Below are 24,663 nucleotides of genomic sequence, written 5' to 3'. Positions count from 1 at the left end.
CTATAAACCCCATTTCAACGATGGGGATGACGTTCTCCTCCCAGGCTTGAATTTCGACTGAGCGGTAGACCATGACAACGCCACACGCTGCGCACGGTGATCACGACCACAGCGGTCATGACCACGCGGGCCACAGCCATGATGGCCACAGCCACGGTGGGCTTGGTCACAGCCACGCGCCGAAGGATTTCGGGCCCGCATTCGCGCTGGGAACGGCGTTGAACGTCGCATTCGTCGTTGTTGAAGCCATCGCAGGCTTCATGGCGAACTCGATGGCGCTCGTCGCCGATGCCGGCCATAACCTGGGAGACGTGCTCGGACTGCTGATGGCTTGGGGTGCCAGCATTCTCGTCAAGCGCCGCGCGACCTTCAACTTCACCTACGGCTTCGGTTCTTCGACCATCCTTGCCGCGCTCGCCAACGCCGTGCTTCTGCTTGTTGCGGTCGGCGCTATCGCCCTCGAGGCAGTTCAGCGTCTGATCGAACCGGCGCCCGTCGTCGGCAGCACCATGATCATCGTCGCGTCGATCGGCATTCTGATCAACGGCTTTACAGCGTGGCTGTTCATGTCCGGCCGCGAGCGCGATGTGAATATCCGCGGCGCTTATCTGCACATGGTTGCCGACGCTGCCGTTTCGTTCGGCGTCGTCCTGGTTGGCATCGCGCTGCTGCTTACCGGGTGGGATTGGCTCGACCCGCTGGTCAGTCTCGTCGTCGGCGGCATCATCGTTTGGGGCACATGGAGCCTGCTGCGCGATTCCATTCGCCTCGCGATGCACGGCGTTCCGGTGAATATCGATCCCGGAAAAGTGCAGGCTCGTCTCGCCGCGCTGCCGGGCGTCGTGAGCATTCACGACCTGCACATCTGGCCGATGAGCACCACGGAAACTGCGCTCACCTGCCATTTGGTCATGCCCGATGGACATCCGGGTGACGCCTTCATTGTGATGGCCGCCAAGATGCTGCACGACGAATTCGAAATCCGCCATTCGACGCTGCAGTTTGAGGTCAGCGCCGATGCACCTTGCGGTCTGGGGCATGGCTGCGCGCCAGCACTCGAACCGATGCCCCACGGCCATTAAGGGCTAATTACAACCTAAAATTGCTCAATGATCGAATCGCCCCCTTATTTTTAGTGGGGCGAAGCGATATATTGCCGACCGATCAATAAATAAAATCGATTGAAACCAGAGGGGCTTTGCGTTGGAATGGCGTAAAGGAGAACGCCATGCTGCGGCAGATTTCGGAAGGAGAAAATTATGCCGCCCGCCATGCAAGCTGACGTTACCGTCGCTTCAACAGAAGCTCCCTCGATAGAAAACCGGCATCCTCGAAAGAAGCCGGCATTTCACGCGGCTTACACACAGGGGGTATGGCCCGGTCTTTTTCTCACGGCGACGATCGCAGCCCTCGCATACGGTCTCCGCGAACTCCCCGGCATCGGCACATTCAGCCCGATGATCCTTTCGATCATCATCGGGATCGCATTCCACAATATCGTCGGCACCCCGCGCCGCGCCAAAGAAGGCGTTACGTTCTCGCTCCGCCGCATCCTGCGCTTCGCCATCATCCTGCTGGGATTCCAGCTGACCGCACAACAGATCGTCGAAGTCGGACCGATCGGATTTGCCGTCATCGTCGCGACCCTCGTTGCCACCTTTGCCTTTACAACCTGGCTGGGTCACATGATGGGCGTTGACCGCAAGCTGACGCAGCTTATCGCCGCCGGGACGTCGATCTGCGGCGCATCCGCCGTCATCGCCACCAACACGGTGACGAAAGGACACGACGAAGACGTCGCCTATGCCGTGGCGTGCGTGACCATCTTCGGCTCGATTGCCATGTTCACGTATCCGCTGTTCCCGGCAATCTTCCATCTTGATCCGCAGGCTTTCGGTCTCTGGGCCGGTGCATCGATCCACGAGATCGCGCAGGTCGTTGCTGCATCGTTTCAGGACGGTCAGGCATCGGGCGAATACGGCACGATCGCCAAGCTCAGTCGCGTGATGCTGCTGGCGCCTGTCGTCATCACGCTCGGATTGATGGCGGCACGTCGCCAGTCGCACCATCGTCACGGCGCGGCGAACGTCTCCGGCAAGGCGCCGATGCCCTGGTTCCTCGTCGGCTTCATCGCACTCGTCGGCTTGAACAGCCTCGTCGTAATCCCTCCGGACGTAAAGCACGTCATCGTGCCCGTGACGACATTCCTGCTCTCCGTGTCGCTCGCCGCCATGGGGCTCGAAACCGACATCATGAAGCTCAAGGCCAAGGGACTGCGTCCGCTGTTGCTCGGTGCAGCTTCATCGCTCTTCATCGCCGGCTTCAGCTTGGGCTTGATCAAGGTAATCGTTTGAGAAGAACGCGAGGATGACATGACGCTTGAACAACTTCGCATTTTCGTCGCCGTCGCCGAAAAGCAGCACGTGACGCAGGCCGCCCACGAAATCAACATCACGCAGTCGGCGGCCAGTTCCGCCATTGCAACCCTTGAAGAACGTTACGCTGTAAAGCTCTTCGACCGCATCGGCCGCCGTATTGAATTGACCGATGCCGGCCGCGTCTTCCTCGTCGAGGCTCGCGGCGTCCTTGCGCGCGCTGCAACTGCGGAAAAGGCGCTTGCCGACCTTGCCGGATTGAAGCGCGGCTCGCTGTCGATCTATGCCAGCCAGACCATCGTAAATTATTGGCTGCCGCCGTTCCTCGCGATCTTCAACCGGCGTTATCCCGAAATTCAGCTGAAGCTCAAAGCAGGTAATACCCAGCAAGTGGCCGTTGCGACGCACGATGGCATCGCCGACATCGGCTTTATCGAAGGAACGATTGACGATCCGCATCTTTCGGTCCGGACGGTCGAGGGGGACCGGCTCGTTATCGTCGTCGCGCCGAACCATCCGCTCGCCGGCAAGGAAACGCTCGAAGTCGCCGACATCAAAGCCATGACCTGGGTGATGCGTGAGCAAGGATCGGGCACCCGCGGCGAATTCGAGACCTCGCTCAAGGATCATGGTGTTGAGATAGCGGATCTCAATGTCGTCCTTGAGCTGCCGTCGAACGAAGCCGTGTGCGCGGCCGTCGAAGCGGGCGTCGGTGCCACCGCAATCTCAAACCTCGTAGCCGAGGCCGGACTGCTCGCAGGCAAGCTCGTGGCGCTCGAATTCCCGCTTCCTCAGCGCTCGTTCTACATTCTGCATCACAAGGAGCGCTACGCGAGCCAAGCCGAGCTGGCGCTTCTGGAACTCATGGGAGCGACAGGCAGGCCACCCGTCCGCCGCCGCGAAAAAGCAGTGTGAGAGAGACAGTTCCGGCTCACAAGCCACGCGCAAGCCGAAGCAGAAACAGATCGGACTGCTAGGCTTGGCGGGCGGTAGGGAGCGGCCATGAAAATTCTTCTCGTGGGGCATGGCTATGTGGGGTCGTTTCTCCTCTCTGCGCTGACGAATGCCGGCCACGACGTCTCTGTCTGTGATCAGAACGTCGACCGCCTTGTCGGTGTCCGCAACGCCATGCGCTGCCGCTACCAGGAACTGACGATCGCAGACCTCGCTGACTTCGGCGTGATCCTTTGGTTCGCAGGTCATTCGAGCGTGCCGATGTCTTTGCGTGATCCGGATGGCGCACTTGCAAACAACTGTCTCGATCTGCTCCATTTCGCCCGCCGCAAGCAGCTCAACGCCCGGCTGATCTATGCAAGCACCGCAAGCGTTTATTCCGTGATGCAGGCCGAGGACGGCACGCCGCCATCCCCGCTCGATGAAACGGAGACGCGTCTCGATCCGGTCAATCCCTATGATTGCTCCAAGATCTCGATGGATGCGCTCGCCCGCTGCTTCGCCAACGCCATCACCGGCCTTCGTCTTGGCACGGTTTGCGGTACGAGCCCTTATTTGCGCGGCGAATTGATCTTTAACGCCATGAACCTCGCGGCCATGCGCGATGGTTTCGTGCAGGTCCGCAACCGCCAGTCTTATCGCAACATCCTCTTCCTGGAGGACCTCGCGCACTATGTTCTGCGCCTGATCGAGCTGTCAGACACCCTGCCGCCGATCCTGAATACCGGCTCGCTCAATATCGGCATCGGCGATCTGGCCGAGCAAATCGCAGCGTTCCATGGCGTGCCCGTTGTCGATAACGGCAACTCCGTGACGTATTCTTTCCAGATGAACTGCGCACACATTCAATACCTGTGCGGCGCCCCCCGTCCGATGACCATCGCAGAGCGCTGCGCGCGTTTCCGCGAACAATTCCGGCCCGAGCTGCAAGCGGCATCATGAGTGCAATCTGCGAACCCCAACGCTCCTGCATCGTCTGCGGAAGCGATGTCACGCCATTACTCGATCTCGACGTGCAGCCACCGGCGAATCTGCTTCTCGAAAAGCCCGGCGACGCCTACGAGGCATTTCCGCTCGGATTTGCGAACTGCCCGTCATGCACGCACGGCCAGCTGACGTATTTCGTCGATCCCGCCAAGCTCTTTAAGCACTATCTCTACGCCAGCGGCACGAGTGGAACGCTTAAGGCCTATTTCGAGTGGTTCTCTGACACCCTGCGGCGTGCCTGCAAACCGGGTGCACGCGTGCTCGACATCGCGTCGAACGACGGCAGCCTGCTCGGCATTCTGGAATCCCGCGGTTTTGAAGCCATTGGCGTCGACCCAGCGGAAAATCTCAACAAGGTTGCGATCGCTGCGGGACGAAAGGTCGTTACCGGTTTCTTTCCGGCAGCGAGGCCCGAAGGGCTATTTGACGTCATCATAGCGATGAACGTCGCCGCGCACACGCCCGATCCGTCGACCTTCATGAAGGGCGTGCGCGAGTGTCTCGCGCCGGGTGGCGTCGCGATCATTCAGACCAGTCAAGCAATGATGATAGCCAACGGTGAGTTCGACACCGTCTATCACGAGCATTATTCGTTCTACACGGTCGCGTCGATGGCGCGGCTTGCGGAAAAGAGCGGCCTGCGAGTCGAGGCGTCACGGCTGACGTCCGTTCACGGCACAAGCCTGCTGTCATTCCTGCGCCGCGTGGATGAGGATGCGGCGCCGTTCGCGTTCGAAGAAAGCGCGCCATTCAGTGTGATGTGGCCATCTCCGACGCCGCCGTTCCTTCTGCCCGAACTCACGCTCGCCGAGGCTGATGCCGCCTATGCAAAGTTCGCCGACGGCGCGAAAGGTGCAATGCAATCGGCCGCCGAAGCCGTCGCACGCCATCGCGCGTCCGTTCGCAAGATCGCACTGGTCGGCGTTGCCGCGAAAGCTTTGACCTTCATTCGCGCCGCCGGCATCGAGCCCGATGTCTATCTCGATGAAGCCGCGCTGAAAGTCGGGCTTACAATTCCCGGAACCTCCCGGCCGATCGAGCCGTTGCAGAACGCAGGCGCGATGGCGACCGATACGACGTTCCTCATCGGGGCCTGGAACTTCGCCGACGAATTGATGCGGAAAATTCGCAACGTCAGCGGCCCCACGACACCGAAATTTATCATTTACTTCCCCACGCTCACGGAAATCGGATAGCGCCGCAATGGCACAAAGGGTCGTCATTTCGCACTTCTTCAATGAGGCCTATCTGCTGCCGTGGTGGCTTCGTCATCACCGCGAAATCTTCGATCATGGCGTGCTGATCGACTATCATTCGACGGACGCTTCCGTCGAAATCTGTCATGAGCTCGTACCGCATTGGGAAATCGTTTCCTCGGAAAACGCGACGTTCGCCGCGCTTCTTTGCGATTTCGAGGTCATGAAGCACGAGCAGCGTTTTCCCGACGCCTGGAAGCTTGCGCTCAACACCACGGAATTTTTCGTGGCGCCCGGGCTCGCGAAAATGGAACGCCTGATGCTGCAGCACGATCTTGTCGGCGCACGCCTGCCGGGCGCCGTCATGGTCGATACCGATCCCGATAATCCTCCGGACCCCGATAAGCCGCTGGTCGATCAGAAGGCGACAGGTATCTGGGAAGACGAGATGGACTTCAAGCGCCTCGCCATTCCCGGACTCACATTCCCGACACGCAGCAGGCTTTATCATCGCTATGCCATCGGCGCCTACACGCCGGGCAGACACAGTTCGCATCTCCCGCGCCAATGCAACGGCAGCCGCGACCTAGCCTCGATCCGCTGGTATGGTTTCAGCCCATGGTCGAACGCCTTCAAGGCGCGCAAGCTGCAGATCTCGACGAAGCGCGATTCATTCGATGTAAAGAACGGCTTCGGCGCTCAGCACCAAGCCGATATCGCTGAGCTTGATGGCCGTTGGGCCAAGCTCGCACCGATGAGTGCCGCGCTACGCAGCGCGGCTTGATGGTCCATCACCTTTAGGCAGCAGCTTCCGGAAGCACCGTGGCTGCGATGGTGTCGCGCAGAATTTTTACCTGATCGCGCCGGACGAACGTCGCAAAAGCCTGACGCTCCAACTCGCGCCGCCGCGACTCGTCGCGCACGAGCATAACGCAAGCCTGCACGAGATCTTCATAAGGCACGGCGAACATCGAATGTCGGACGTCTTCGTCGATTTCCGTGTTCGGCCCGCACTCGGAGACGACGGCCTTGCTGTTGGCAAGCAGATATGACGTGCGGACGATCTCGTGAATGCTGTCCTCATAGAAGTGCACGTTGAGGACGACCTTTGCTTCCGCAATCGCCTGATCGCGCTCGCTGCCGTACACGCTGAACATATGCTTGACGTTGAGCCCGGCCTTCGCGAGCCCCTGCAGAACTGCGATGCGGCGTGGATTGGTGCTGCCGTAGAACAGGACGTCGACCGGCTGTTCAAATGACGGAATGCGGCGCGTCATCTCCGGAACATATCCGACGCTGAAATGGCGGATCAGCGGGTTCTGCGTCAAACGCCGAAGTTCAACGATGTTGCGGACGCTATAATCCCAGATGGCCAGCCGCTTCAGAAGGCTGAAATAGGTCGGCCGTCCTTTAACATCGAAACCCGTCACCTGTTCGAGATTGACGACGACGGTGTTCGCCGGAACGCCGTCGGCCTCATCTTGCGAAGCGAGCAGATGGGCGCCGAACAGAATGTTAATGCCTGTCTCAGCGAACGAATTAATCCGTCGGCTCACTGAAACGCCCAAAGCGCGAAGCGCGCTTTCGAAACCCAGCACAAGATCGTCGAATGCGGCCGAGTGCGGGTTGCCCGCGGGAGCGATGGTGACAATGCTGACCGATTGCCACGCAGGCGGAACAGGATCGGCGCTCAGGAACTCGGATCCGAAAATATCCGCCTCGGCCTTCGAGTGGGAAGCGGTTCCCAAAGCCTTCGACCGCAACCCGCGAACCCGCGCCGCTTCAAGCTTGTATTCCAATTCCGTTGATGTCGGCTCGAGCTCGAGCGCAGTCTTAAAGGCGTCCGCCGCATCGTCGAACTTGCGAAGGCTCACCAGCATTTCGCCGAGCATGTCCCACGACTGGGCAGAATTATAGCCAAGGCTGATCGCCTTAGCCTTGGCACGGCTGGCAAACTCGATCTTGCCGAGCGGGACGAGGACCGTCGCCAGCGCTTCGTAGGCCTCGGCCGATTCTGGATCCTTGAGGATAGCTTTCGCGAAAATTTCCGCAGCTTCGTCGAAGCCGCCCGACCGGGCGATCCGCAACCCAGCAAACAACAGCTCCGACACCGAAGCGGTTTCCGGATCGAAGACGGCCGTCGCCTCGGATGCAATCTCAGTCTCGTCCGGAAGATCGGCAAGCGAGGGCCACTGTTGGTTCATTGCCATCGAGATCTCCGAAACGGCGCAAACGATCAGAAGCCGGACGCAGGTGCGGACCGGCCCAATCTTTCACCTAGCGGTTTAACCCTGCGCGAGACTGGCAATGGAGACCAAGGTTCCGTGGGTGCCCCACGAGCGGCGCGCGTCCCGGCTCAACTTCTGGCGCGGTCCTTGGCGAGAGATACGAGAGCCAGCGTCCTGGTGCGTTCGATGGCGCGTGCCTGCTCAAGCAGAAAGATGTAAGCAGGGTGATCGTCCGTCAAAGGCTCCAAAAGCTTCACTCCCGCCTTGTGCCAGACGGACCAGGCAATTTGCCCTTCTATGATCAACTCGGGCGTCAGTGAAATATGCACCGGGTCGCCGGTCGCAAGTCCCTTGATGCCGTCCAGGCGAACGCCGGAGGCGGAAAAATCGATAACTCTGACCTTTTGGATCGCGCCACGGCATTCGACGATTGCGGGCAGCATGACCCGCCGCCGCTCGTCGCGTCGTCGCAAATAATTTCTCGATAAAATAGTTGCTGCCATCTCGCCTCCGAATGTCTCGCTTTTACGTGAGAGAAGCGCTGCGGAAACATTGAGCGCACAAAAGGGTATCCGCGCGCCTAACTCGGGCATTTTTGATCAATAAGTACTATAATCAAATTGACGATTACGTAGTTGACAAACCATGACCTAATGGACTATATTGGGACTATTAGGAGATCCCAATGTCCATTCTTGCTGCTAAACATTTTCATGACGAAGCCGCTGCTTTCGAAGAGCTTGAGGCGATCCTTTGGCCGGAAGGTCCGGTTTGCCCGCATTGCGGCGCGATGGATCGCATTTACGATCTGAAAGGCGTCCGCTCCAAGCCCAGCAAAAAGAATCCGGAAGGCATCGAACGCCACGGGCTGAAGAAGTGCGGCCATTGCAAGAAACAGTTTACCGTTCGCGTGGGAACCATTTTCGAAGACAGCCACGCGCCGCTTCACAAGTGGTTCCAGGCGATCCACATGATGGTGTCGTCCAAGAAGGGCGTTTCTAGCCATCAACTGCACCGCATGTTAGAGGTCCAGTACAATACGGCGTGGTTTATGGCCCATCGCATTCGGGAAGCGATGCGTTCGGGCGGACTGGCACCAATGGGCGGCAATGGCGGCTCGGGCATCGTCGAAGTTGACGAGACCTTTATCGGGCGCAAGTCCGATAAGAAGAAACGTCAGGGCCACGGCCACAAGCACGCGGTTTTATCGCTTGTTGAGCGTGGCGGTGAAGTTCGCAGCTTCCACGTCGCAACATCAAGCGCAGCCGAGGTGACGCCGATCGTCAATGCCAACGTCGCCAAAGAAGCGAAGATCATGACGGACGACGGACGTCATTACATCCGTCAGTTCGATGATTACGCCAGCCACGAAACGGTGCAGCACACGAAGGACGAATATGTGCGTGGCGAGGTCCATACCAATACTGTGGAAGGGTATTTCTCGGTCTTCAAGCGAGGCATGAAAGGTGTTTATCAGCATTGCTCAGAAAAGCATCTTCACCGCTACCTCGCGGAATTTGACTTCCGCTACAACGCACGTTCTGCGCTTGGCGTCGAAGACACGGCGCGCGGCCTCAAAGCGATCAAGGGCGCAAAAGGGAAGAGGTTGACGTATCGACGGCCTAACGCAGAGTTCGCTACCTAAAAAATCCGCCAATAGGTAGGATTTCAATGTCGAAGATCGCGCCAGAAAAAGAACGACTCCATCAATATCTGATTTTGATGGTAGAACTTGATACACGGATAAATCTTGTAAATGCTGCGACGTCTGGGAAGCTCAATCTAAGTCCTCCCTATGCCCGCGAACTTTGTTATTTTCAGTTCCGCAGAATGTGCGAAATCATCGCTCTAGGCTGTTTGATACTGCACGGAGATATTCCGGCAACGCAATCAAACAACATCCGCAAAGAATGGAATGCGGACAAGATTATGGGGCTTCTATCCGGGCTTCACGAGAATTTCTTTCCGCAATCCGTCGTGAGAACGGGGGGCGACAAGACGATGACTATTGAAGCCAACGCGGTCCAGGGTGCCCTTACTCGCCAAGAATTCAAACAACTTTACAGTGAGTGCGGAGTTGTCTTGCATCGTGGCTCGATTAGGTCGCTTCAGATGGAAACACCGCCGTCGCAAGCGGATTACGCAAAGGTCTTCATCTGGGCCGAAAAGATCGTCAAACTCATGCAAGAGCACATTGTTACGCGTTCGCTGGTGACCGGATTATACCTAGTTTCCATGAAGACCGTCGCCGGTGGCCCTCAGGGGTCCTTACTCACCTTTGAAGACGGTAAGATCGCCGTGGAATCTGTAACTGTTAAGGTGGTTTCACATTGACCGACGGCGGTCCCGCGCTCCGTGATTAAGATGATTTCGGAGTGATCTGTATGCGCGGGCGTAGTTTCAAATACTGGTGTCGGCTTATCCTCACCCATGGCGCACCTCGCGGCACGTCAGCAAACAAATGAATACGCGGAGCCAATTGCATGCCAGACCAACCGCATTGGAGCCTGAGCGATGACAAGACGACGCTCGTGCTCGACCTGCCAACGACACCGTCTGCTCGCATGGAACTCGATGCCGACGAAGTTGATAACTTGATCGCCGCCCTTGCTGATCTCCGATCCCGTATGACTCCAAGCGTTCCGATGGCCGATCCCGACGCTGGATTCCGTCTCCCCGTCGCTTCTGGTGGCCGATGGTATGTGGCCCCGAATGGCGCGCAAGGAGCGATGCTTTTTCTGCTACACCCAGGTCACCGATGGGTGGGCCTGATGCTGGACCCGGAATCAATGCGGCAGCTGATACAGACGCTCCTCCGCTTCCTGCCTCTGTCACCTCAATCTGGATAACCTTAAACGGTGGTTTTCCTGTAATATGTGATTTGAGGCGATGCCCCCTGGAGAGCCGATGACGAAGCCAGAAGCCAAAGCGAAAGACACGCGCACCCAACGCCAGAAATTCATCGACGCCGCAAAAGAACACGGCGCTGATGGCGATAAGGATGCGTTCCGATCTGCGGTTCGCAAGATCGCGAAACCTTCCAAAAAGATCAAAGACTAGTCCGTTTGAATCTGTCGATTTCGACATTTGATGCTCCTTGCGCGGCGTTGGTTTGTCAACTACGCAATCGTCATCAAATTGTTCGGATCCTCAGTGGATCGAGAAAACTTCCCGGACATCTTGAATTCGCCTGGCATCCGATTTCCGTCTCTTGGGCCTCGACGGATGGATCGTTGCATTTTACATATAGGACTAGTTAACTAGAGCTAGTCATATCTGATTCTAGGAGGATGCGATGCGGCCCGAGCTCGAAGCTGTTCTGGAAGCCTACCGGCAGGATGCAGCACTTGAAGAGCAGTTGATCCAGGAAATCTTGACTGTCCTTGCCGTGACCGGAGCGGCGCGAAAGCGGACCGTTCAGGAGTTGTCTCAGATCGTCAGCCGTCACACGATGAAGGCTGCCGAAGAGCGCGACTATCGGCAAAGCTCAGAGGATTTGGCGCGTTTCGATTTTCATCAGCCACTACGGCAGATGTAGTCGAGCGCAGAGAGCCTGAGTGTCGCGTTTCATTCCGCCAATGTATGGGATCGGCACGCGTGTGCGACGCGCTGCAGGACCGCTGAAGATCTGCCCAGACATCGACAGCTAATCCACTCATGATGAATCTTTTATCGCGCATGCGTCGGTTGCACACGAAGATCGTGTTTCCGCGGCATGGCGGCTTGAAAACGCATGACCGTGAGAGCAGGTCCATCCTGCTGCTGAGAATTTTCGGAAAAGTGGATAAAACTTCCATTCCACAGCGAGAAATAGCATATGTCGCACAGCGGCACATGCCACGCCGGCCGCCAAAACTTGGGGTGCGGTCCAGCCAGTCGGTAACAAGCGACGCGCCGGAAAAGTCGGATGTCGAAGCTTTTCGTTCCGAACTTGAATTGATGTTGGCGTCAATGTCTGCCGCGCTTGAGCGAGAGATGACACCGTTCGTTTCTCGCGATTTCAGATCGTCGATAAAGGCACGAGAGACGACACTCGGCGCTTCTCCCATGCACACGACGGACCTGACGCCAACGGTCGACAGGATTGGTCGCCATCGCATGGTAGAATGCGTGAGGCGTGCAAAAAGATAGCCCGGAAAAAGCGGACGCAATACCTCGCGCACTTGTCGAGCATGCCGGATTTGTTTCCGCAGCACGGGGACGTAGACCTCGTACCCCTGATTGCGAAGATGCATTTCCGCGGTGTGCTCGCGATTGGGATGCACGTTGACCGCGATCCACGCGGCATCGTCAGCAGTCGAAGAATCCACGTATTACCCCTTGCAGTTCTAAAATGATCTAAAAGGATCATAGCAGATTTTCTGAAAGTCTAATACGAATCTCGCCCATCAGTTCAGTTTGCGCCCGGAAAAATCGTTGAAAAATGCAAATTTTGGGGTCTGATGGATTGTGGACGAACCTTAGTAAGGGGTGCAAATTATGATTATAAAGGACTAGGTATGGTGGGGTCGATTCGCCTGGGTGGTCGGAATGCATTGTTTTGTTTTGCTTGTCGTCGATCTCGTGCTCGTTTCGATGTCGACGCTTATTGCCGTCGTTGTCACGATGCCTGGGCCGGTCACGTCCGCAATAGCGGCGGCAAGCGCGTATGGGGCTTTCACGCTCTCGGCGGCCATTCCTGTGATGCTGATCTTCGGTCTCAACCGCACCGTTTGGCGTTTCACGTCGCTGGGTGACGGCGTGCGCGTGGCCGCTGCCGTAGTGTGGATAGTCGCGCTCACGACGGCGCTGGCGTTCGTTTTCGATCAGGCGGTGCTGATCACGCCCAATCTGCTGATCTTGCAGAGTCTGCTGATACTCTACGCGCTGATCGGAGTGCGCGTCGCAACGCGCATCCGCCACGATCGCCGGCGCCGCGCACGGGGCCCCCATGGAAGTATCGGTGGCTTTCGCAAAAACGTACTGATAGTGGGGCTCAGTCCGCAGACCGACATTTTTCTCTACGGCGACGCCAAGGACGCGGGAGAAAGAACGGAAATCGTCGGCATCCTGTCTCCCTCCCGTCGTCACCGCGGCCGACGGCTACGATCGCGAAAAATTCTCGGTACGCCGGATGCAGTTTGCGAGGTCCTGCACGACCTCGCCGTCCATGGCGTCTTCGTCGACCGTATCGTCGTGGCGTTGCCACCGGCCGCACTTTCGGAAAAAGCACAGGCCGCGCTGGTGCAGCTGCGGGATGGCGGCATGATCCGCGTCGACTGGCTGCCGCCGCGTTACGGTCTACGAGAGGGTGCCGACGCCGCTATCGAGGCGGCGGCCAACGGCCTGGAGCCTTCGTTCAACGCCTATCTGCCCTGGAAGCGCTTCATCGATGCCACCGCAGCGCTCGTCGGCATTGTGGTGTTTGCTCCGTTGATGCTCGTCGTCGCAATGGTGGTTCTTCTCGACGTTGGCGCCCCAGCGATATTTTGGCAGCAGCGCCCCGGTGCACGCGGCAATCCGATCAAGGTGCTGAAATTCCGCACCATGGGGCCGCCGCGGGATCGCGCAGGCCGTGCCCTGACAGATGCTGAACGCGTCTCTACGGTCGGTCGCCTGTTGCGACGGCTGCGTCTCGACGAGCTGCCCCAGATCTACAACGTGCTCGTCGGCGACATGTCGTTCGTCGGACCGCGGCCCCTGCTGCCGGTTGATCAGCCGTCCGCGCCTGCTGCCCGCTTGTGTCTCCGTCCCGGTCTGACGGGCTGGGCGCAGATCAAAGGAGGCCGTGACATTTCGAGTGAAGATAAAGCCGCTCTCGATCTTTGGTATATCAGGAATGCATCCTTCACACTCGACGTGAAAATACTCGCGCAGACCGCACGCATGGTTTTATTTGGCGAGAGGGTCGATCGGAACGCGATTCAGGAGGCTTGGCAGGCCATTCGTAACGATCAGCCGTCTATTCTGTCCGCCGATATTCCGGAACATAATCTCGTCTGAAATATCTCTTTTCATTCCGACGACATAGCTTCGACTGACCCGTTCTTTCGATGCCCGGAACCTAACGGCTTTCACCGCGTTAAGGGCCGTCGGAAAATGGAAATGAACGGCGGGCCAATATCGACGATTTGAACGGTCGTCTCTCGTCTCGGAAGCGTGAATGGCGCGCGTTCCTATTCGAAAGAATTAGACCTGGTTCAAAAAATGCGGCAAAATAAGTGCTGCACGTCTATTGCGTGTTGATCGCGATATCGGTATTGCCCTGCACGAACATTTCATTCTTTTCCGAAAGATTTTTGCTGGCGCCGCATGGTTAACAAGTCGGCGGGACAAACATATTTGCAGTGTGGAGTTTGGGTATGCTGCGGATGGACATAGCCGGTGACGGCAACGGGGCAGGCGCCGCCAATGTCGCCGCGCTGACAATTCAAGACACTGATACCTCGGATACCTCGCTCCGAACCTTGGCCCGCAATGAGCTTTTGTTCGAGGCCGGCGATATCAAAACGAAAGTGTATCGGGTCGAGTCCGGCGCGCTGTGCATTTACCGTATCCATCCCGACCTCCGCATAGAGATCATCGAGCATGTGCTCGCTGGTGAGCTGGTCGGCATGGGCTTCCTCGACCGGCACACCGCCAACGCCCGCGCGACCGTCGACGCGACGATCCGTTGTTTCGAACGCGATGCTCTTGAAGGGCTCATTGAGGACGACCCGCACAACAAGGCGCGCTACCACGACGCCGTCGAACGCGAATTTGCTTTCCGTCGCGAAAGCTTGGCGAGCGCCGCGCGCGAACGCCCGATGGTTCGGCTGGCCGCCTTTCTTGTCGCCGTATCACATCGTATCCACGACGAAGGCGGCGATCCGAGCTTCATCGACGATACCGTCGATTGTGGCGTCATCGCCGATTTTCTCGGCCTGAGCGTCGATCTTCTCGCGCTTGCGCTGATGCAACTCGAAATGCGCGGACTAATCGAGACGGCACCGCCTCACGGCCTCCGCCTCAAGGACGTCCCGGCCCTGGAAGCCATCGCCGAGGAACGTGAGAACGTCCCGATCAAGTGGGCCGCGGCGACGGACGAAGAACTGCGCGCCACCCTTCAATAAGTGCGCGTGCTTTCCCACACAGCGCCTACGCTCCGACTAATCGAGTGGCCTGATGACGGCGTGCTGTTGGCCGACAGGCTGGCGATGCAAGTGCTTGGCCGTTCATGTTCGCGAGCCGAGCGATAAGCCTCGACGCCACCTCAGCTTCCTGGCCTTGACGCGAGGGGAAGAATGCCCGTTGTTCGTTCCCGCAATCGAAGGGAGCGATCATGAGCGGATTTCCTTTTACGGCATTGAGCAAGCCGGGAGCGATCTCGCGGCGTGGATTTCTTGGGACGTCCCTGGCGGCTGCTCTGATCCCATCGGCAGTGACAGCCGAGGAGGCGGTGACCGCGCCGGCCACTTCACCTGCTCAGCCTCCGCCCACAGCCGGTCCGCCGCCCCGCAAAATCCCTGCACGCGAGCTGCCGGTTCCCAAAACCGTGAGCCCGGAACTGCAGGCGATCATCGGCTCGCCATATCCGGTAGGCTGGGACGACATTCCCCAGGACACGACAGCCTGGAAACAACTTGCTCTCAAGAGCGCGGCGTCAGCGGCGAGCAATATCGCCGCGATCAAAGAGAAATTTTCCCTTCACGTCGAAAGCACGACGATGGCCGGCGTGCCGGTGTTCGTCATCACGCCGCCGGAAATCGCGCCGAACAACCGCAACCGCTTGCTGGTTCATATTCATGGCGGCGGCTTCGTGCTGTTTCCGGGCGAAGCTGGCGCGGGCGAGGGTATGCTGATGGCAGGCTACAGCAAATGCCGCGTCGTCTCGATCGATTACCGGATGGCGCCCGACTATCTGTTCCCGGCAGCGCTCGACGATGTAACGGCCGTCTGGCGCGTGCTGCTGGCATCGTATGAGCCAAGCAAGATGGCGATCTTTGGTACGTCGGCGGGCGGCGGGCTGACGCTGTCGACGATTTTGCGCGCGAGATCCCAGGGTTTGCCGCTGCCCGGCGCCATCGCTCCGGCAAGCCCATGCGCAGACCTGACATGGTCCGGCGACACCGTCATGGCGAACGCGTATGTCGACGGTACGCTTGTCTCGGGGGCGGGCTGGGCTCACGCGGCTACGACGCTGTATGCCGGAACGCACGATCTAACCTTTCCCGAATTGTCGCCGATCTTCGGCGATTTCCGCGGCTTTCCGCCCGCCATTCTCACATCGGGCACGCGCGATCTGATCCTGAGTGACACGGTCCGAACGCACCGCAAGCTCAGGCAGGCTGGCGTCCATGCTGTATTGCAAGTCTTCGAAGGCGAAAGCCACGCCCAGTTCCTGACGCCGTTCGTCCCGGAAACGAAGGAGGCCTTCGATGAGATCGTTGGCTTCTTCGATACGCACCTCAAAGCGTGAGAATCGTCAAAGCCCCATCATAGTCATGACTTTGTCGACGGCAAGCGTTGGCAGGAGTGTGCCGTTACGCACGGCCGCTTCAATTTTCGGAAGCTCGGCTCCGACCTGAGGATTGGCCTTGAGCGCGCCCATAAGCCGGTCTTCCAGCATGTCGCGCATCCATGACACGGCCTGAACCTGCCGCCGCTTGGCAAACTCGCCGGTCTCCGACATCGTTTTGCGATGTTCGAGAACCTTTTCCCAAAGCTCTTTAAGTCCGCGGTTGTCGCGCCCCGAAACCGTCAGCACGGGCGGAAACCACGTCGCGCCATGGGGGGTAAAAATCTGCAGCGCGTTCTTGTAGTCGCCGGCCGCGCTCTCCGCCCGTTTGACGTTGTCGCCGTCAGCCTTATTGATGGCGATCATGTCGGCAAGCTCGATAATGCCTTTCTTGATGCCTTGAAGATCGTCTCCGCCGCCTGCGAGCAGCAGCACCAAAAAGAAATCGACCATGTCGGCAACGGCGACTTCCGATTGCCCGACGCCCACCGTCTCCACGATCACCACATCGAAGCCGGCCGCTTCGACGAGCGCCATCGTTTCGCGCGTGCGCCGCGTCACGCCGCCGAGCGTGCCGGACGAGGGCGACGGACGAATGAACGCGTTTCGCTCCTGCGCCAGCGAACTCATCCGCGTTTTGTCACCCAGAATGGAGCCGCCCGAACGCTTCGACGTCGGATCAATCGCCAATACCGCCACGAGGTACCCCTCGGAGATCAGGTTCATGCCGAGCTGATCGATGGTCGTCGATTTGCCGACGCCCGGTACGCCGGTGATGCCGAGGCGAACGGCATTGCCGGTTTTCGGCAACAGCTCCTGCAGCACCTTCTGGGCGAGGCGGCCGTGCTCCGGGTTCGAACTTTCCACAAGCGTGATGGCGCGTGCCAGCATCGCCCGGTCCCCGCCAGCAATGCCCGACACATAGTCGGCAACCGAAATTCTGTGTGCTGGGAGTGTGGTAACGGCCATGGCTTAAATGCTGAATCCTGTTCGTTCACAAAGGGGACGTTGGACAAGAAAAACGACGCCGCTGCAAGCTGCGATTTCGCTCTTGGCCGTCACAATCACATGCCATAGATCCGGTTGCTTGCGGAGCCCAAGCTCCGTAGCCTTAGGCGGGGCGTTGGAGGGAGGGTAGCGTGACTTGGGTTACCGAACGCTGGCGGCGGCCGGCATCGCTCGCAAGGATCGGCCTGACGGCCATTATCGCATGCGGCCTGCTGACGGCATGTTCAGAGACCCCGAAGATCGGCAAGACCGCCGATAATCAATCACGCTCCATCGAGGAAGCGCCTGCGGGCTCGCCCGCACCTGCTGCACCTCCTGCGCCGGAGGCGAGCGCGCCTAAGCCAGCGGCTCCCGAACAATCCGACGCGCAAGAGCAAAGCCAAGCCTCGAGCGGCAGCGACGAGAAGCCCGGAACTTACCATTATTATCGCAAGAAGAAGGCTGCCGCGCCGGATGAGGATGCCGATACCGCAGCTGAGCCGCCATCGTCCGAACCTTCACCTGCCGGCGCTGCTCGGACACCCGAGGAAGAATCTGCCGGAGCCGCTCCCACCGCTTCGCCGTCTCCAGCACCGCCGCCGCCACCACCCGTCGTTGCGATGCCGCCGCCAGCTGCACCGGGCGCCGCCGGTCGCGCTGCCGTCGAGACCGATCCGAACAAGAAATATAAAGTCGTTCCGGTTTTCTACGGCACCGATCGCGCGGTTGAGCCCGATCCGACGCGCCTTCAATTCAGTTCCGATCGCGGACACAAGTTGCAGCTTGGCCGCGCGCTCATCACCGTGCCGTTCAGCCACGAGGTCCCGCACATCGAGCGGCCACGCGTGATCGAGATTCCGTATTTCAAAATCAAGATCTACGCCGAGAAGGAAGATCCCGATAAGCACTTCACCGTGCAGGAGATCACCAGTCTGACGGAAGATCAGATGCTGGCGCTCGTGAAGGAACAACTGGCGAAATCATCGACGTTCAAGAACCACGCTTTTGTTTTTATTCACGGGTTCAATACGTCATTCGATTGCGCTCTCTACCGGACGGCGCAGATTGCTTACGACTTGGGTTTCGATGGTGTGCCGTTCCTCTATAGCTGGCCGTCCGGTGGCAACGTCGCCAGCTATACGTATGATCACGGCAGCGTCGAGCAGGCCGAGCCGATGCTCGCCGAATTCCTCGACATGGTTATCCAGAAGAGCGGCGCAAAGTCGATCAGCCTCATCGCGCATTCGATGGGCAACGAACTGCTGTTGCGCGTGCTTGAACGGCTGCGGCCGAAAATTCCGCAGGGCGTCGTCATCAGCCAAGTCATTCTTGCGGCGCCCGACGTCGATCGGGACAAGTTCAACATCATCGCGCGCGAGATCACTGACTTCGCCAAAGGCGTAACGCTCTACGCCGCGTCGAACGATCGGGCGCTTGGATATTCTCAACGGTTCTGGGGCGGTGTCCCTCGCGCAGGTGATGTTCCGAAAGACGGTCCGTTGATCATTCCCGGCGTCGACACGATCGACGTAACGGCCGTCTCGACCGATGCGCTGGGACTCAATCATTCGGGCTACGCCGAGAACCCGGCGCTTCTCGATGACGTTAAGGCGCTTGTTGAATTTGGTGTCCGCCCGCCGGACAAACGCTTGAAGAGCATTCTTGCTGTGGAAAGTCCGGGCGGAATGTATTGGCGCTTTCAGGCGACCAACTGACGGCGAACGTCGCGATGTTCGCTTGATAAGCTTGGCGGCTACGCCGATTTGGCGCCCGCATCCCCTCCGGGCTGTGCATTTCCCGTGCTCGCCCCCGGTTGCTTGCCGTGCTCGCCGTCATCGTGATGGTGGCGATCTTTGATTGTCAGTCCGTAATACAACAACATGCAAAAAATGATTGGCGCTGCAATTACTGAAAGGACGAGCAGGACGTCGCTCAGATATCCATCCACGGGTCATACTCCGGCAAGATTGCATATCAACGGAGAAGCCGATCCAAAGTTCCAGGATTGGGGACTAAGGACTATCCTTCCAAAGACTTACATCACGGCGTTTGCGGCCTGCGCATCGTGGAAAAAAACCGCTCAGGCCTCGTCTTCGTGGCATATGCCACGAATGTAAATTTCGTTCAGAAAATACGAATTGAGAAAGTCTTTGGCTTGTCCGGAACGTCTGTATTCTTGACACGGTCAGGAAAACTGCGGCGACCGCCACCGATGGTTCCGGCAATCGTCTAGCAAGCCGAAGCTGTGCCGCGCGACGCATGCTTTTTCGTGACGGACGGCTTATCGGCACGCCGCGCATTGCCGGATTGTCCACGCAGATGCTCGGTCTCCTGTCGGACGCTGCGACGGATGGCCTGTGGCGGCTGGCCCAGTACGCGAAGAAACGCCCGGCGCATCCGGCCGCGATCGGCAAAGCCTGTCTGTCGCGCAACGACGTCGATCGAATGTCGTGACTGTTCCATCAAAATGCGGGCCGCCTCCACGCGAAGCGACTCGATTGCCTTTGCGGGAGATTGCCCCGTCTCGTCGCGAAAGGCGCGCGAGAATTGCCGCGGGCTTAAATGCGCAGCTCCGGCGAGATCCGTGACAGTGAGTGGCCGATGCAAGTTTTTCTTCGCGTAGTTGAGCGCCGTTTGAATGCGGTCGGACTTCGGCTCCAGCTCCAAAAGCTCGGAGAATTGCGATTGTCCGCCAGACCGGCGATGATAGAGCACGAGCTTCCGCGCCACTGAGCGCGCGGTCTCCGCGCCGAGATCGGCTTCCACCAATGCCAGCGCGAGATCGATACCCGCGCTCATGCCCGCCGACGTCCAGATCTTGCCGTCGTTGATGAAAATGCGATCCTCGTCGACGAGGGCCGTTGGACATTTCTCCTGAAGTGTCCGCGCGAAGAGCCAGTGGGTCGTCACTCGTTTACCGTCGAGCAGTCCCGCATCGCCAAGGACGAGCGCCCCCGTGCAGGTCGCTGCTACGCGCCGGAAGCGGCGCTGTGCTGACTGAAGATACTTGATCATGGCCGGCGACGCCGGCTTCGGCTCGTTCGCGCCGTCAACGATAAGTGTATCTATCGCGATCCCGCCGATCCGCTTCGTATCCAAGACGAGACCCGGCGAGGTTTTGATCAGCCCGCCATTCTCCGACAGGAATAGCATTTCGTAGACGTTCTCGCCGCGCACGACGTTAGCGACCTCGAAGACCGCCGAAGTGGCAAGCCCCATGAGCGAGCAGTTTGGATAAACGACAAATCCGATGCGCATGACGATGCCTCATGACGACGATGGCTTAAAACGCCTCATATATGACGTTTGAGACACGGCAATGCAAGCCTACCTATCAGCCATCGCATCCAGATAAAACGGAGATTTGTTATGAGCGCATCGCAAGGCACGGCCGTCGTCACCGGCGCATCAAGCGGCATCGGCGCGATTTACGCCGACCGTCTCGCAAAAAGGGGCTACAATTTGATCCTCGTCGCCCGCAACGAGGAACGTTTGAAAGACGTAGCGGCACGGATCTCCGGCACGACCGGTCGTTCGGTCACGATCCTTCCAGCAGATCTGAACGACAAGGCGTCGCTGGCCAAGGTCGAAAGCGTGCTGAAGGAAAATCCGGCCATTACGATGCTCGTCAACAACGCGGGCTTCGGTTCCGCCGTTCCGCTTCTTCAGTCCGACATCGGCAAGATGGTGGAGATGATCGATCTCAATGTCACGGCGCTGACGCGCCTCGCGTATGCCGCTGCTCCCGCCTTCGTGTCGCGCGGCAAGGGGACGATCATCAACATCTCGTCTGTTGTTGGCATCGCGCCGGAACTGCTCAATGGCGTCTACGGTGGCTCGAAGGCTTACGTGCTAGCCTTCTCTCAATCGCTCCAGCACGAACTGGCCGACAAGGGTGTGCGCATCCAGGCCGTGCTGCCGGGCGCGACAGCCACCGAGTTCTGGGACATCGCTGGCTTTCCACACTCGAACATGCCGACATCGTGGGTGATGTCGGCCGAGGACATGGTCGATGCCGCCCTCGCGGGTCTCGACAGCGGCGAGGTCGTGACGATCCCGGCGTTGCAGGACGCTGCCGATTGGGAGACTTACGAGGCGGCTCGCAAAGCGATGTCCGGCAAACTCAGCAACGTCAATCCGGCGCCACGCTACGGCATCAAAGCGGCGCAACCAGCCTGAAGCGATCGACGCACTCCGTTTAATGGATACGCCGCGCGCCGCGTGCGCGCGGCGCTTCACCGCGCCGCGTCGATTGCCGAGCACCGCTCCGGAACTTGTGCGATTTGACGGCTGCCCGCTAGAAGGTGAGCAGTTCGCAATTGGCATGATGGGAAGTTCGGTGGGCAAACTTCAGACGGCGGTCGAAGAGATAGTCGACGAGATGCGTGGCATGTCTGAGCGCGGCACGGTCGCCTCGTACATTCCCGAGCTTGCCTGCGTCGATACCAAGTACTTCGGCATCGCCGTGATCGAATCGGACGGCAACGTCATTGTCGGCGGCGACGGCGACGTGCCGTTTTCAATTCAAAGCATCTCGAAGGTCTTCACGCTGACGCTGGCGCTGGGCAAGGTCGGAAACCGGCTCTGGACGCGTGTCGGTCGCGAGCCGTCCGGCAGCCCTTTCAATTCGATTGTCCAGCTCGAACGCGAGCAGGGGATCCCGCGCAATCCCTTCATCAACGCCGGCGCCATCGCCGTGACGGATTTGATTCTGTCCGGTCACCAGCCACGCGAAGCCCTGGGTGAAATCTTGCGGTTTATGCAATTTTTAGCCGACGATCCGACCGTTACGATCGACCAAGAAGTTGCCGCCTCTGAGCATCGAACCGGCTTCCGCAACGCCGCTCTCGCCAATTATATGAAATCTTTCGGCGTTCTCGATAATCCGGTGGATTTTACTCTAGGTGTCTATTTTCACCACTGCGCCATCGCCATGTCGTGCCGCCAGTTAGCCATGGCGGGGCGCTTTCTTGCACAAAATGGCAGCAATCCCTCAACCGGCCTTGCCGTTGTGCAACCGGAACGGGCGCGTCGGATCAACGCGCTCATGCTGACGTGTGGCCACTACGATGGCTCCGGGGAGTTCGCCTATCGCGTGGGGCTGCCGGGCAAGAGCGGTGTCGGTGGCGGCATCCTGGCGGTCGCGCCCGGCAAGGCGTCGATTGCCGTCTGGTCGCCAGGATTGGACACCACGGGCAATTCTCGACTGGGCCAGATCGCGCTCGAAAAGCTCGCCAAGAAAATGGGCTGGTCGATTTTCGGCGCTTGAATGCGATGTCGTCTGGAGGAGGTTAACCGGTTAGCGGAGACGAAGCCACGCGAAAAATATCCCGAACATCGCGTTGAGACGCTCAGCAAAGAAATCGCTTTTGATCCAATGGAAGTTCAATCGAGCTAATAGAAGTTCAATGAAGCGGCTGAAATTCATCCGTTTCGCGCAAAAGGTTCGAGCCAACCCTTCGCGCGATCATTCAGCGGACATCTCGTCGACTTTCGGAATGGACGAGCACAAAAGCTCAGCTCCAACGCACCACTCGGGCGTCTTCCTCGACGGCTTCTTCGTGATACCAGCAATCGCTGAAACCGACTTTGCGAAAATGCCATGCCGGCAAGATTGCTGCGCCAGACTTAACTAGGCGTTCCTGACCATGCAGGGCCGCACGTCCGCCCTTCGGGAATTGATAAATTTTAGCAGTCGGACGTAATTGCCTTTCTTCCATTTTAGCCTCTCGTTTCGTTTCGCCGGGTACCAAAGATGACCGGCTCGTCCTTCATGATGGCCCGATTTTCCTGATGCCTCAATTGAAATCAGCAATTGCCTATATTATGAGCATGCCAGGTTTTGCATCTTTCGGTAGCATTGCCAGCGCTGTTGAACGCACGTAGTCATCGTTGTGTTCCGCCGCAAGCCTTGGCTCCGATGGCCATGCTTCATTTGAGGAGGTTCGATGCTGACTGACGATTCCCAGGTCGAGAGCGACTGCCTCTTCGCCGGGAATGTGTCTGGAGGCATGTTCGAAGCCGCTGTTAACGTTGCCCGACGGCGTGATGGCGGCTTCACCATGGATATCTCAATGAGCGCCATGTTCCATCGACGCTGGTGCGCGTACGTCGCGCCCAACGCGCCTTCGGGTTCGCGCAGCCAGCCCTGCGATCGGCGGCCGCGCATCCAATAGGAATTCCACAGACGTCAACTTAGGGAGCTGTCCAGAATGACGAAGTACAAACTTGAGTATATTTGGCTCGATGGCTACACGCCCGTGCCCAACCTGCGCGGCAAGACACAGATCAAGGAATACAGCTCGTTCCCTGATCTCGCCGATCTCCCGCTGTGGGGCTTCGACGGTTCCTCCACGAAGCAGGCTGAGGGCTCGAGCTCTGACTGCGTTCTGAAGCCGGTTGCTCATTATCCCGATCCGGCGCGCACCAACGGCGTACTGGTCATGTGCGAAGTCATGATGCCCGACGGCGTCACGCCGCACGTTTCCAACAAGCGCGCGACCATTCTGGACGATTCCGGCGCATGGTTTGGCTTCGAGCAGGAATACTTCTTCTACAAGAACGGCCGTCCGCTCGGCTTCCCGGCTGAAGGCTATCCGGCCCCGCAGGGCGAGTATTACACCGGCGTCGGCTACAAGAACGTCGGTGACGTTGCCCGCTCGATCGTCGAAGAACACCTTGATCTCTGCTTGGCTGCCGGCATCAACCACGAAGGCATCAACGCCGAAGTGGCGAAAGGCCAGTGGGAATTCCAGATCTTCGGTAAGGGCTCCAAGAAGGCTGCCGACGAGATGTGGATGGCGCGCTACCTGCTTCTCCGTCTCACGGAAAAGTATGGCGTCGACATCGAGTTCCATTGCAAGCCGCTCGGCGACACCGACTGGAATGGATCGGGCATGCACTGCAACTTCTCGACCGAGTACATGCGCACGGTCGGCGGCAAGGATTATTTCGAAGCGCTGATGAAGGCCTTCGACAAGAACCTGATGGACCACATCAACGTCTACGGCCCGGACAACGACAAGCGTCTGACCGGCAAGCACGAGACCGCGCCGTGGAACAAGTTCAGCTACGGCGTTGCCGACCGCGGCGCTTCGATCCGTGTTCCGCACTCGTTCGTGAAGAACAACTACAAGGGCTACCTTGAAGATCGCCGCCCGAACTCGCAGGGCGACCCATACGCGATCGCGTCCCAGGTTCTGAAGACGATCTCGGAAGTGCCGGCCGGCGCTGCCGCGAAGGCTGCCTAACGCATTATCGTGGCGCCGGCTCTTGCAGTCGGCGCCACGAGTCTATCTGGGACGAGGCGCCCCTTCTGGCCCAGGCGCTCAAACACCATTTTGCGCTGCGCATTCACGTCTCGGACCGCCTCTATTTGGGCGAATACCCGCGCCGCGTGAACATTGTAACGTCCGATCTCGACGCCACGTACTGATGAGCAACGGCCATAGCTTTCGATT

24 protein-coding genes are annotated in these 24,663 nt (G+C 58.7%); 18 read left to right on the top strand and 6 right to left on the bottom strand.

The window, feature by feature from the left end:
• The first annotated feature begins 71 nt into the window (after positions 1-71).
• The 6 genes from HYP802_RS0117825 to HYP802_RS0117800 all read left to right on the top strand — a co-directional run bounded on the left by HYP802_RS0117825 (position 72) and on the right by HYP802_RS0117800 (position 6,296).
• Positions 72-1,082 (top strand): cation diffusion facilitator family transporter, encoded by a 1,011-nt coding sequence (locus tag HYP802_RS0117825; protein WP_024276273.1) that lies wholly within the window; start codon positions 72-74, stop codon positions 1,080-1,082.
• Positions 1,083-1,259: 177 nt separating this feature from the next.
• Complete coding sequence (locus tag HYP802_RS0117820; protein ID WP_013948776.1) at positions 1,260-2,354, top strand: YeiH family protein; 1,095 nt, start codon at positions 1,260-1,262, stop codon at positions 2,352-2,354.
• 18 nt (positions 2,355-2,372) lie between these two features.
• Positions 2,373-3,290 (top strand): LysR substrate-binding domain-containing protein, encoded by a 918-nt coding sequence (locus HYP802_RS0117815; protein WP_024276272.1) that lies wholly within the window; start codon positions 2,373-2,375, stop codon positions 3,288-3,290.
• 87 nt (positions 3,291-3,377) lie between these two features.
• Positions 3,378-4,271, top strand: coding sequence for an NAD(P)-dependent oxidoreductase (locus tag HYP802_RS0117810; RefSeq protein ID WP_024276271.1), 894 nt, complete (start codon positions 3,378-3,380; stop codon positions 4,269-4,271).
• Positions 4,268-5,512, top strand: a complete 1,245-nt coding sequence (locus tag HYP802_RS0117805; protein ID WP_024276270.1) for a class I SAM-dependent methyltransferase — start codon at positions 4,268-4,270, stop codon at positions 5,510-5,512. Before HYP802_RS0117810 ends, HYP802_RS0117805 begins: the two co-directional genes overlap by 4 nt.
• Positions 5,513-5,519: 7 nt before the next feature.
• On the top strand, positions 5,520-6,296 hold the full coding sequence (locus HYP802_RS0117800) for a glycosyltransferase family 2 protein (RefSeq protein WP_024276269.1): 777 nt from the start codon (positions 5,520-5,522) through the stop codon (positions 6,294-6,296).
• Positions 6,297-6,309: 13 nt separating this feature from the next.
• On the opposite strand, the gene HYP802_RS0117795 is transcribed toward HYP802_RS0117800, so the two are convergent.
• Positions 6,310-7,722, bottom strand: coding sequence for a tetratricopeptide repeat-containing glycosyltransferase family protein (locus tag HYP802_RS0117795; RefSeq protein WP_024276268.1), 1,413 nt, complete (start codon positions 7,720-7,722; stop codon positions 6,310-6,312).
• 146 nt (positions 7,723-7,868) lie between these two features.
• A complete protein-coding gene (locus HYP802_RS0117790) occupies positions 7,869-8,243 on the bottom strand; it encodes a PilZ domain-containing protein (protein WP_029671079.1) in 375 nt (124 codons plus the stop codon).
• Positions 8,244-8,425: 182 nt separating this feature from the next.
• Here HYP802_RS0117790 and HYP802_RS0117785 point away from each other — a divergent pair, with 182 nt between their 5' ends.
• From HYP802_RS0117785 to HYP802_RS0117765, 5 genes are all read left to right on the top strand, one after another.
• Entirely contained in the window at positions 8,426-9,385 is a 960-nt protein-coding gene (locus HYP802_RS0117785) for an IS1595 family transposase (protein ID WP_024276267.1), read from the top strand.
• Positions 9,386-9,411: 26 nt separating this feature from the next.
• Positions 9,412-10,074, top strand: coding sequence for a hypothetical protein (locus HYP802_RS0117780; RefSeq protein WP_024276266.1), 663 nt, complete (start codon positions 9,412-9,414; stop codon positions 10,072-10,074).
• Between the two features lie 149 nt (positions 10,075-10,223).
• The gene (locus HYP802_RS0117775; RefSeq protein WP_024276265.1) at positions 10,224-10,589 is read left to right on the top strand and encodes a hypothetical protein; all 366 of its coding nucleotides are present in this window, start codon (positions 10,224-10,226) and stop codon (positions 10,587-10,589) included.
• A gap of 58 nt (positions 10,590-10,647) precedes the next feature.
• Positions 10,648-10,800: a hypothetical protein gene (locus HYP802_RS23710; protein ID WP_155831267.1), complete on the top strand. Its 153-nt coding sequence runs from the start codon at positions 10,648-10,650 to the stop codon at positions 10,798-10,800.
• 235 nt (positions 10,801-11,035) lie between these two features.
• Entirely contained in the window at positions 11,036-11,278 is a 243-nt protein-coding gene (locus tag HYP802_RS0117765; protein WP_013948768.1) for a hypothetical protein, read from the top strand.
• Here HYP802_RS0117765 and HYP802_RS24035 read toward each other — a convergent pair.
• Entirely contained in the window at positions 11,178-12,050 is an 873-nt protein-coding gene (locus HYP802_RS24035) for a transcriptional activator RfaH (RefSeq protein ID WP_280949183.1), read from the bottom strand. The two genes, HYP802_RS0117765 and HYP802_RS24035, sit on opposite strands and share 101 nt — an antisense overlap.
• 220 nt (positions 12,051-12,270) lie before the next feature.
• On the opposite strand from HYP802_RS24035, the gene HYP802_RS23015 reads away from it, so the two are divergent.
• The 3 genes from HYP802_RS23015 (at position 12,271) to HYP802_RS0117745 (ending at position 16,177) form a co-directional block, all read left to right on the top strand.
• Positions 12,271-13,722, top strand: coding sequence for a sugar transferase (locus HYP802_RS23015; protein WP_013948742.1), 1,452 nt, complete (start codon positions 12,271-12,273; stop codon positions 13,720-13,722).
• A 359-nt stretch (positions 13,723-14,081) separates the two neighbouring features.
• Positions 14,082-14,831 carry a Crp/Fnr family transcriptional regulator gene (locus HYP802_RS0117750; protein ID WP_013948741.1) on the top strand — a complete coding sequence of 250 codons (750 nt, stop codon included), beginning with the start codon at positions 14,082-14,084 and terminating at the stop codon, positions 14,829-14,831.
• Positions 14,832-15,040: 209 nt separating this feature from the next.
• The gene (locus HYP802_RS0117745) at positions 15,041-16,177 is read left to right on the top strand and encodes an alpha/beta hydrolase (RefSeq protein ID WP_013948740.1); all 1,137 of its coding nucleotides are present in this window, start codon (positions 15,041-15,043) and stop codon (positions 16,175-16,177) included.
• Between the two features lie 6 nt (positions 16,178-16,183).
• Here HYP802_RS0117745 and meaB read toward each other — a convergent pair whose 3' ends face one another.
• Positions 16,184-17,185 carry a methylmalonyl Co-A mutase-associated GTPase MeaB gene (gene meaB, locus HYP802_RS0117740; protein ID WP_013948739.1) on the bottom strand — a complete coding sequence of 334 codons (1,002 nt, stop codon included), beginning with the start codon at positions 17,183-17,185 and terminating at the stop codon, positions 16,184-16,186.
• A 170-nt stretch (positions 17,186-17,355) separates the two neighbouring features.
• On the opposite strand from meaB, the gene HYP802_RS0117735 reads away from it, so the two are divergent.
• Entirely contained in the window at positions 17,356-18,918 is a 1,563-nt protein-coding gene (locus HYP802_RS0117735; RefSeq protein WP_013948738.1) for an alpha/beta hydrolase, read from the top strand.
• A gap of 514 nt (positions 18,919-19,432) precedes the next feature.
• On the opposite strand, the gene HYP802_RS0117725 is transcribed toward HYP802_RS0117735, so the two are convergent.
• Positions 19,433-20,461, bottom strand: a complete 1,029-nt coding sequence (locus HYP802_RS0117725) for a GlxA family transcriptional regulator (RefSeq protein WP_013948736.1) — start codon at positions 20,459-20,461, stop codon at positions 19,433-19,435.
• Positions 20,462-20,572: 111 nt separating this feature from the next.
• Here HYP802_RS0117725 and HYP802_RS0117720 point away from each other — a divergent pair, with 111 nt between their 5' ends.
• Positions 20,573-21,382: an SDR family oxidoreductase gene (locus HYP802_RS0117720; RefSeq protein WP_013948735.1), complete on the top strand. Its 810-nt coding sequence runs from the start codon at positions 20,573-20,575 to the stop codon at positions 21,380-21,382.
• Between the two features lie 145 nt (positions 21,383-21,527).
• Positions 21,528-22,472 (top strand): glutaminase, encoded by a 945-nt coding sequence (locus HYP802_RS0117715; RefSeq protein WP_197022733.1) that lies wholly within the window; start codon positions 21,528-21,530, stop codon positions 22,470-22,472.
• Between the two features lie 247 nt (positions 22,473-22,719).
• On the opposite strand, the gene HYP802_RS23330 is transcribed toward HYP802_RS0117715, so the two are convergent.
• The gene (locus HYP802_RS23330) at positions 22,720-22,923 is read right to left on the bottom strand and encodes a DUF2735 domain-containing protein (protein WP_013948733.1); all 204 of its coding nucleotides are present in this window, start codon (positions 22,921-22,923) and stop codon (positions 22,720-22,722) included.
• Between the two features lie 492 nt (positions 22,924-23,415).
• On the opposite strand from HYP802_RS23330, the gene HYP802_RS0117695 reads away from it, so the two are divergent.
• Complete coding sequence (locus HYP802_RS0117695; RefSeq protein ID WP_013948732.1) at positions 23,416-24,453, top strand: glutamine synthetase beta-grasp domain-containing protein; 1,038 nt, start codon at positions 23,416-23,418, stop codon at positions 24,451-24,453.
• Positions 24,454-24,663: the final 210 nt, after the last annotated feature.

The sequence above is a fragment of the Hyphomicrobium sp. 802 genome (assembly GCF_000526135.1).
Lineage (GTDB): Bacteria > Pseudomonadota > Alphaproteobacteria > Rhizobiales > Hyphomicrobiaceae > Hyphomicrobium_B.
This window is presented reverse-complemented; position numbering and strand designations above follow the sequence as displayed.

Excerpts from the sequence above, each read along its gene's own strand:
- meaB (WP_013948739.1), bottom strand. The coding sequence starts at position 17,185 with ATGGCCGTTACCACACTCCCAGCACACAGAATTTCGGTTGCCGACTAT.
- HYP802_RS23710 (WP_155831267.1), top strand. The coding sequence starts at position 10,648 with ATGACGAAGCCAGAAGCCAAAGCGAAAGACACGCGCACCCAACGCCAG.
- HYP802_RS0117720 (WP_013948735.1), top strand. The coding sequence starts at position 20,573 with ATGAGCGCATCGCAAGGCACGGCCGTCGTCACCGGCGCATCAAGCGGC.
- HYP802_RS0117825 (WP_024276273.1), top strand. The coding sequence starts at position 72 with ATGACAACGCCACACGCTGCGCACGGTGATCACGACCACAGCGGTCAT.
- HYP802_RS23015 (WP_013948742.1), top strand. The coding sequence starts at position 12,271 with ATGCATTGTTTTGTTTTGCTTGTCGTCGATCTCGTGCTCGTTTCGATG.
- HYP802_RS0117775 (WP_024276265.1), top strand. The coding sequence starts at position 10,224 with ATGCCAGACCAACCGCATTGGAGCCTGAGCGATGACAAGACGACGCTC.
- HYP802_RS0117725 (WP_013948736.1), bottom strand. The coding sequence starts at position 20,461 with ATGCGCATCGGATTTGTCGTTTATCCAAACTGCTCGCTCATGGGGCTT.
- HYP802_RS0117800 (WP_024276269.1), top strand. The coding sequence starts at position 5,520 with ATGGCACAAAGGGTCGTCATTTCGCACTTCTTCAATGAGGCCTATCTG.
- HYP802_RS23330 (WP_013948733.1), bottom strand. The coding sequence starts at position 22,923 with ATGGAAGAAAGGCAATTACGTCCGACTGCTAAAATTTATCAATTCCCG.
- HYP802_RS0117715 (WP_197022733.1), top strand. The coding sequence starts at position 21,528 with ATGATGGGAAGTTCGGTGGGCAAACTTCAGACGGCGGTCGAAGAGATA.
- HYP802_RS0117810 (WP_024276271.1), top strand. The coding sequence starts at position 3,378 with ATGAAAATTCTTCTCGTGGGGCATGGCTATGTGGGGTCGTTTCTCCTC.
- HYP802_RS0117745 (WP_013948740.1), top strand. The coding sequence starts at position 15,041 with ATGAGCGGATTTCCTTTTACGGCATTGAGCAAGCCGGGAGCGATCTCG.
- HYP802_RS0117780 (WP_024276266.1), top strand. The coding sequence starts at position 9,412 with ATGTCGAAGATCGCGCCAGAAAAAGAACGACTCCATCAATATCTGATT.
- HYP802_RS0117785 (WP_024276267.1), top strand. The coding sequence starts at position 8,426 with ATGTCCATTCTTGCTGCTAAACATTTTCATGACGAAGCCGCTGCTTTC.
- HYP802_RS0117790 (WP_029671079.1), bottom strand. The coding sequence starts at position 8,243 with ATGGCAGCAACTATTTTATCGAGAAATTATTTGCGACGACGCGACGAG.
- HYP802_RS0117815 (WP_024276272.1), top strand. The coding sequence starts at position 2,373 with ATGACGCTTGAACAACTTCGCATTTTCGTCGCCGTCGCCGAAAAGCAG.
- HYP802_RS0117765 (WP_013948768.1), top strand. The coding sequence starts at position 11,036 with ATGCGGCCCGAGCTCGAAGCTGTTCTGGAAGCCTACCGGCAGGATGCA.
- HYP802_RS0117695 (WP_013948732.1), top strand. The coding sequence starts at position 23,416 with ATGACGAAGTACAAACTTGAGTATATTTGGCTCGATGGCTACACGCCC.
- HYP802_RS0117820 (WP_013948776.1), top strand. The coding sequence starts at position 1,260 with ATGCCGCCCGCCATGCAAGCTGACGTTACCGTCGCTTCAACAGAAGCT.
- HYP802_RS0117805 (WP_024276270.1), top strand. The coding sequence starts at position 4,268 with ATGAGTGCAATCTGCGAACCCCAACGCTCCTGCATCGTCTGCGGAAGC.
- HYP802_RS0117750 (WP_013948741.1), top strand. The coding sequence starts at position 14,082 with ATGCTGCGGATGGACATAGCCGGTGACGGCAACGGGGCAGGCGCCGCC.
- HYP802_RS0117795 (WP_024276268.1), bottom strand. The coding sequence starts at position 7,722 with ATGGCAATGAACCAACAGTGGCCCTCGCTTGCCGATCTTCCGGACGAG.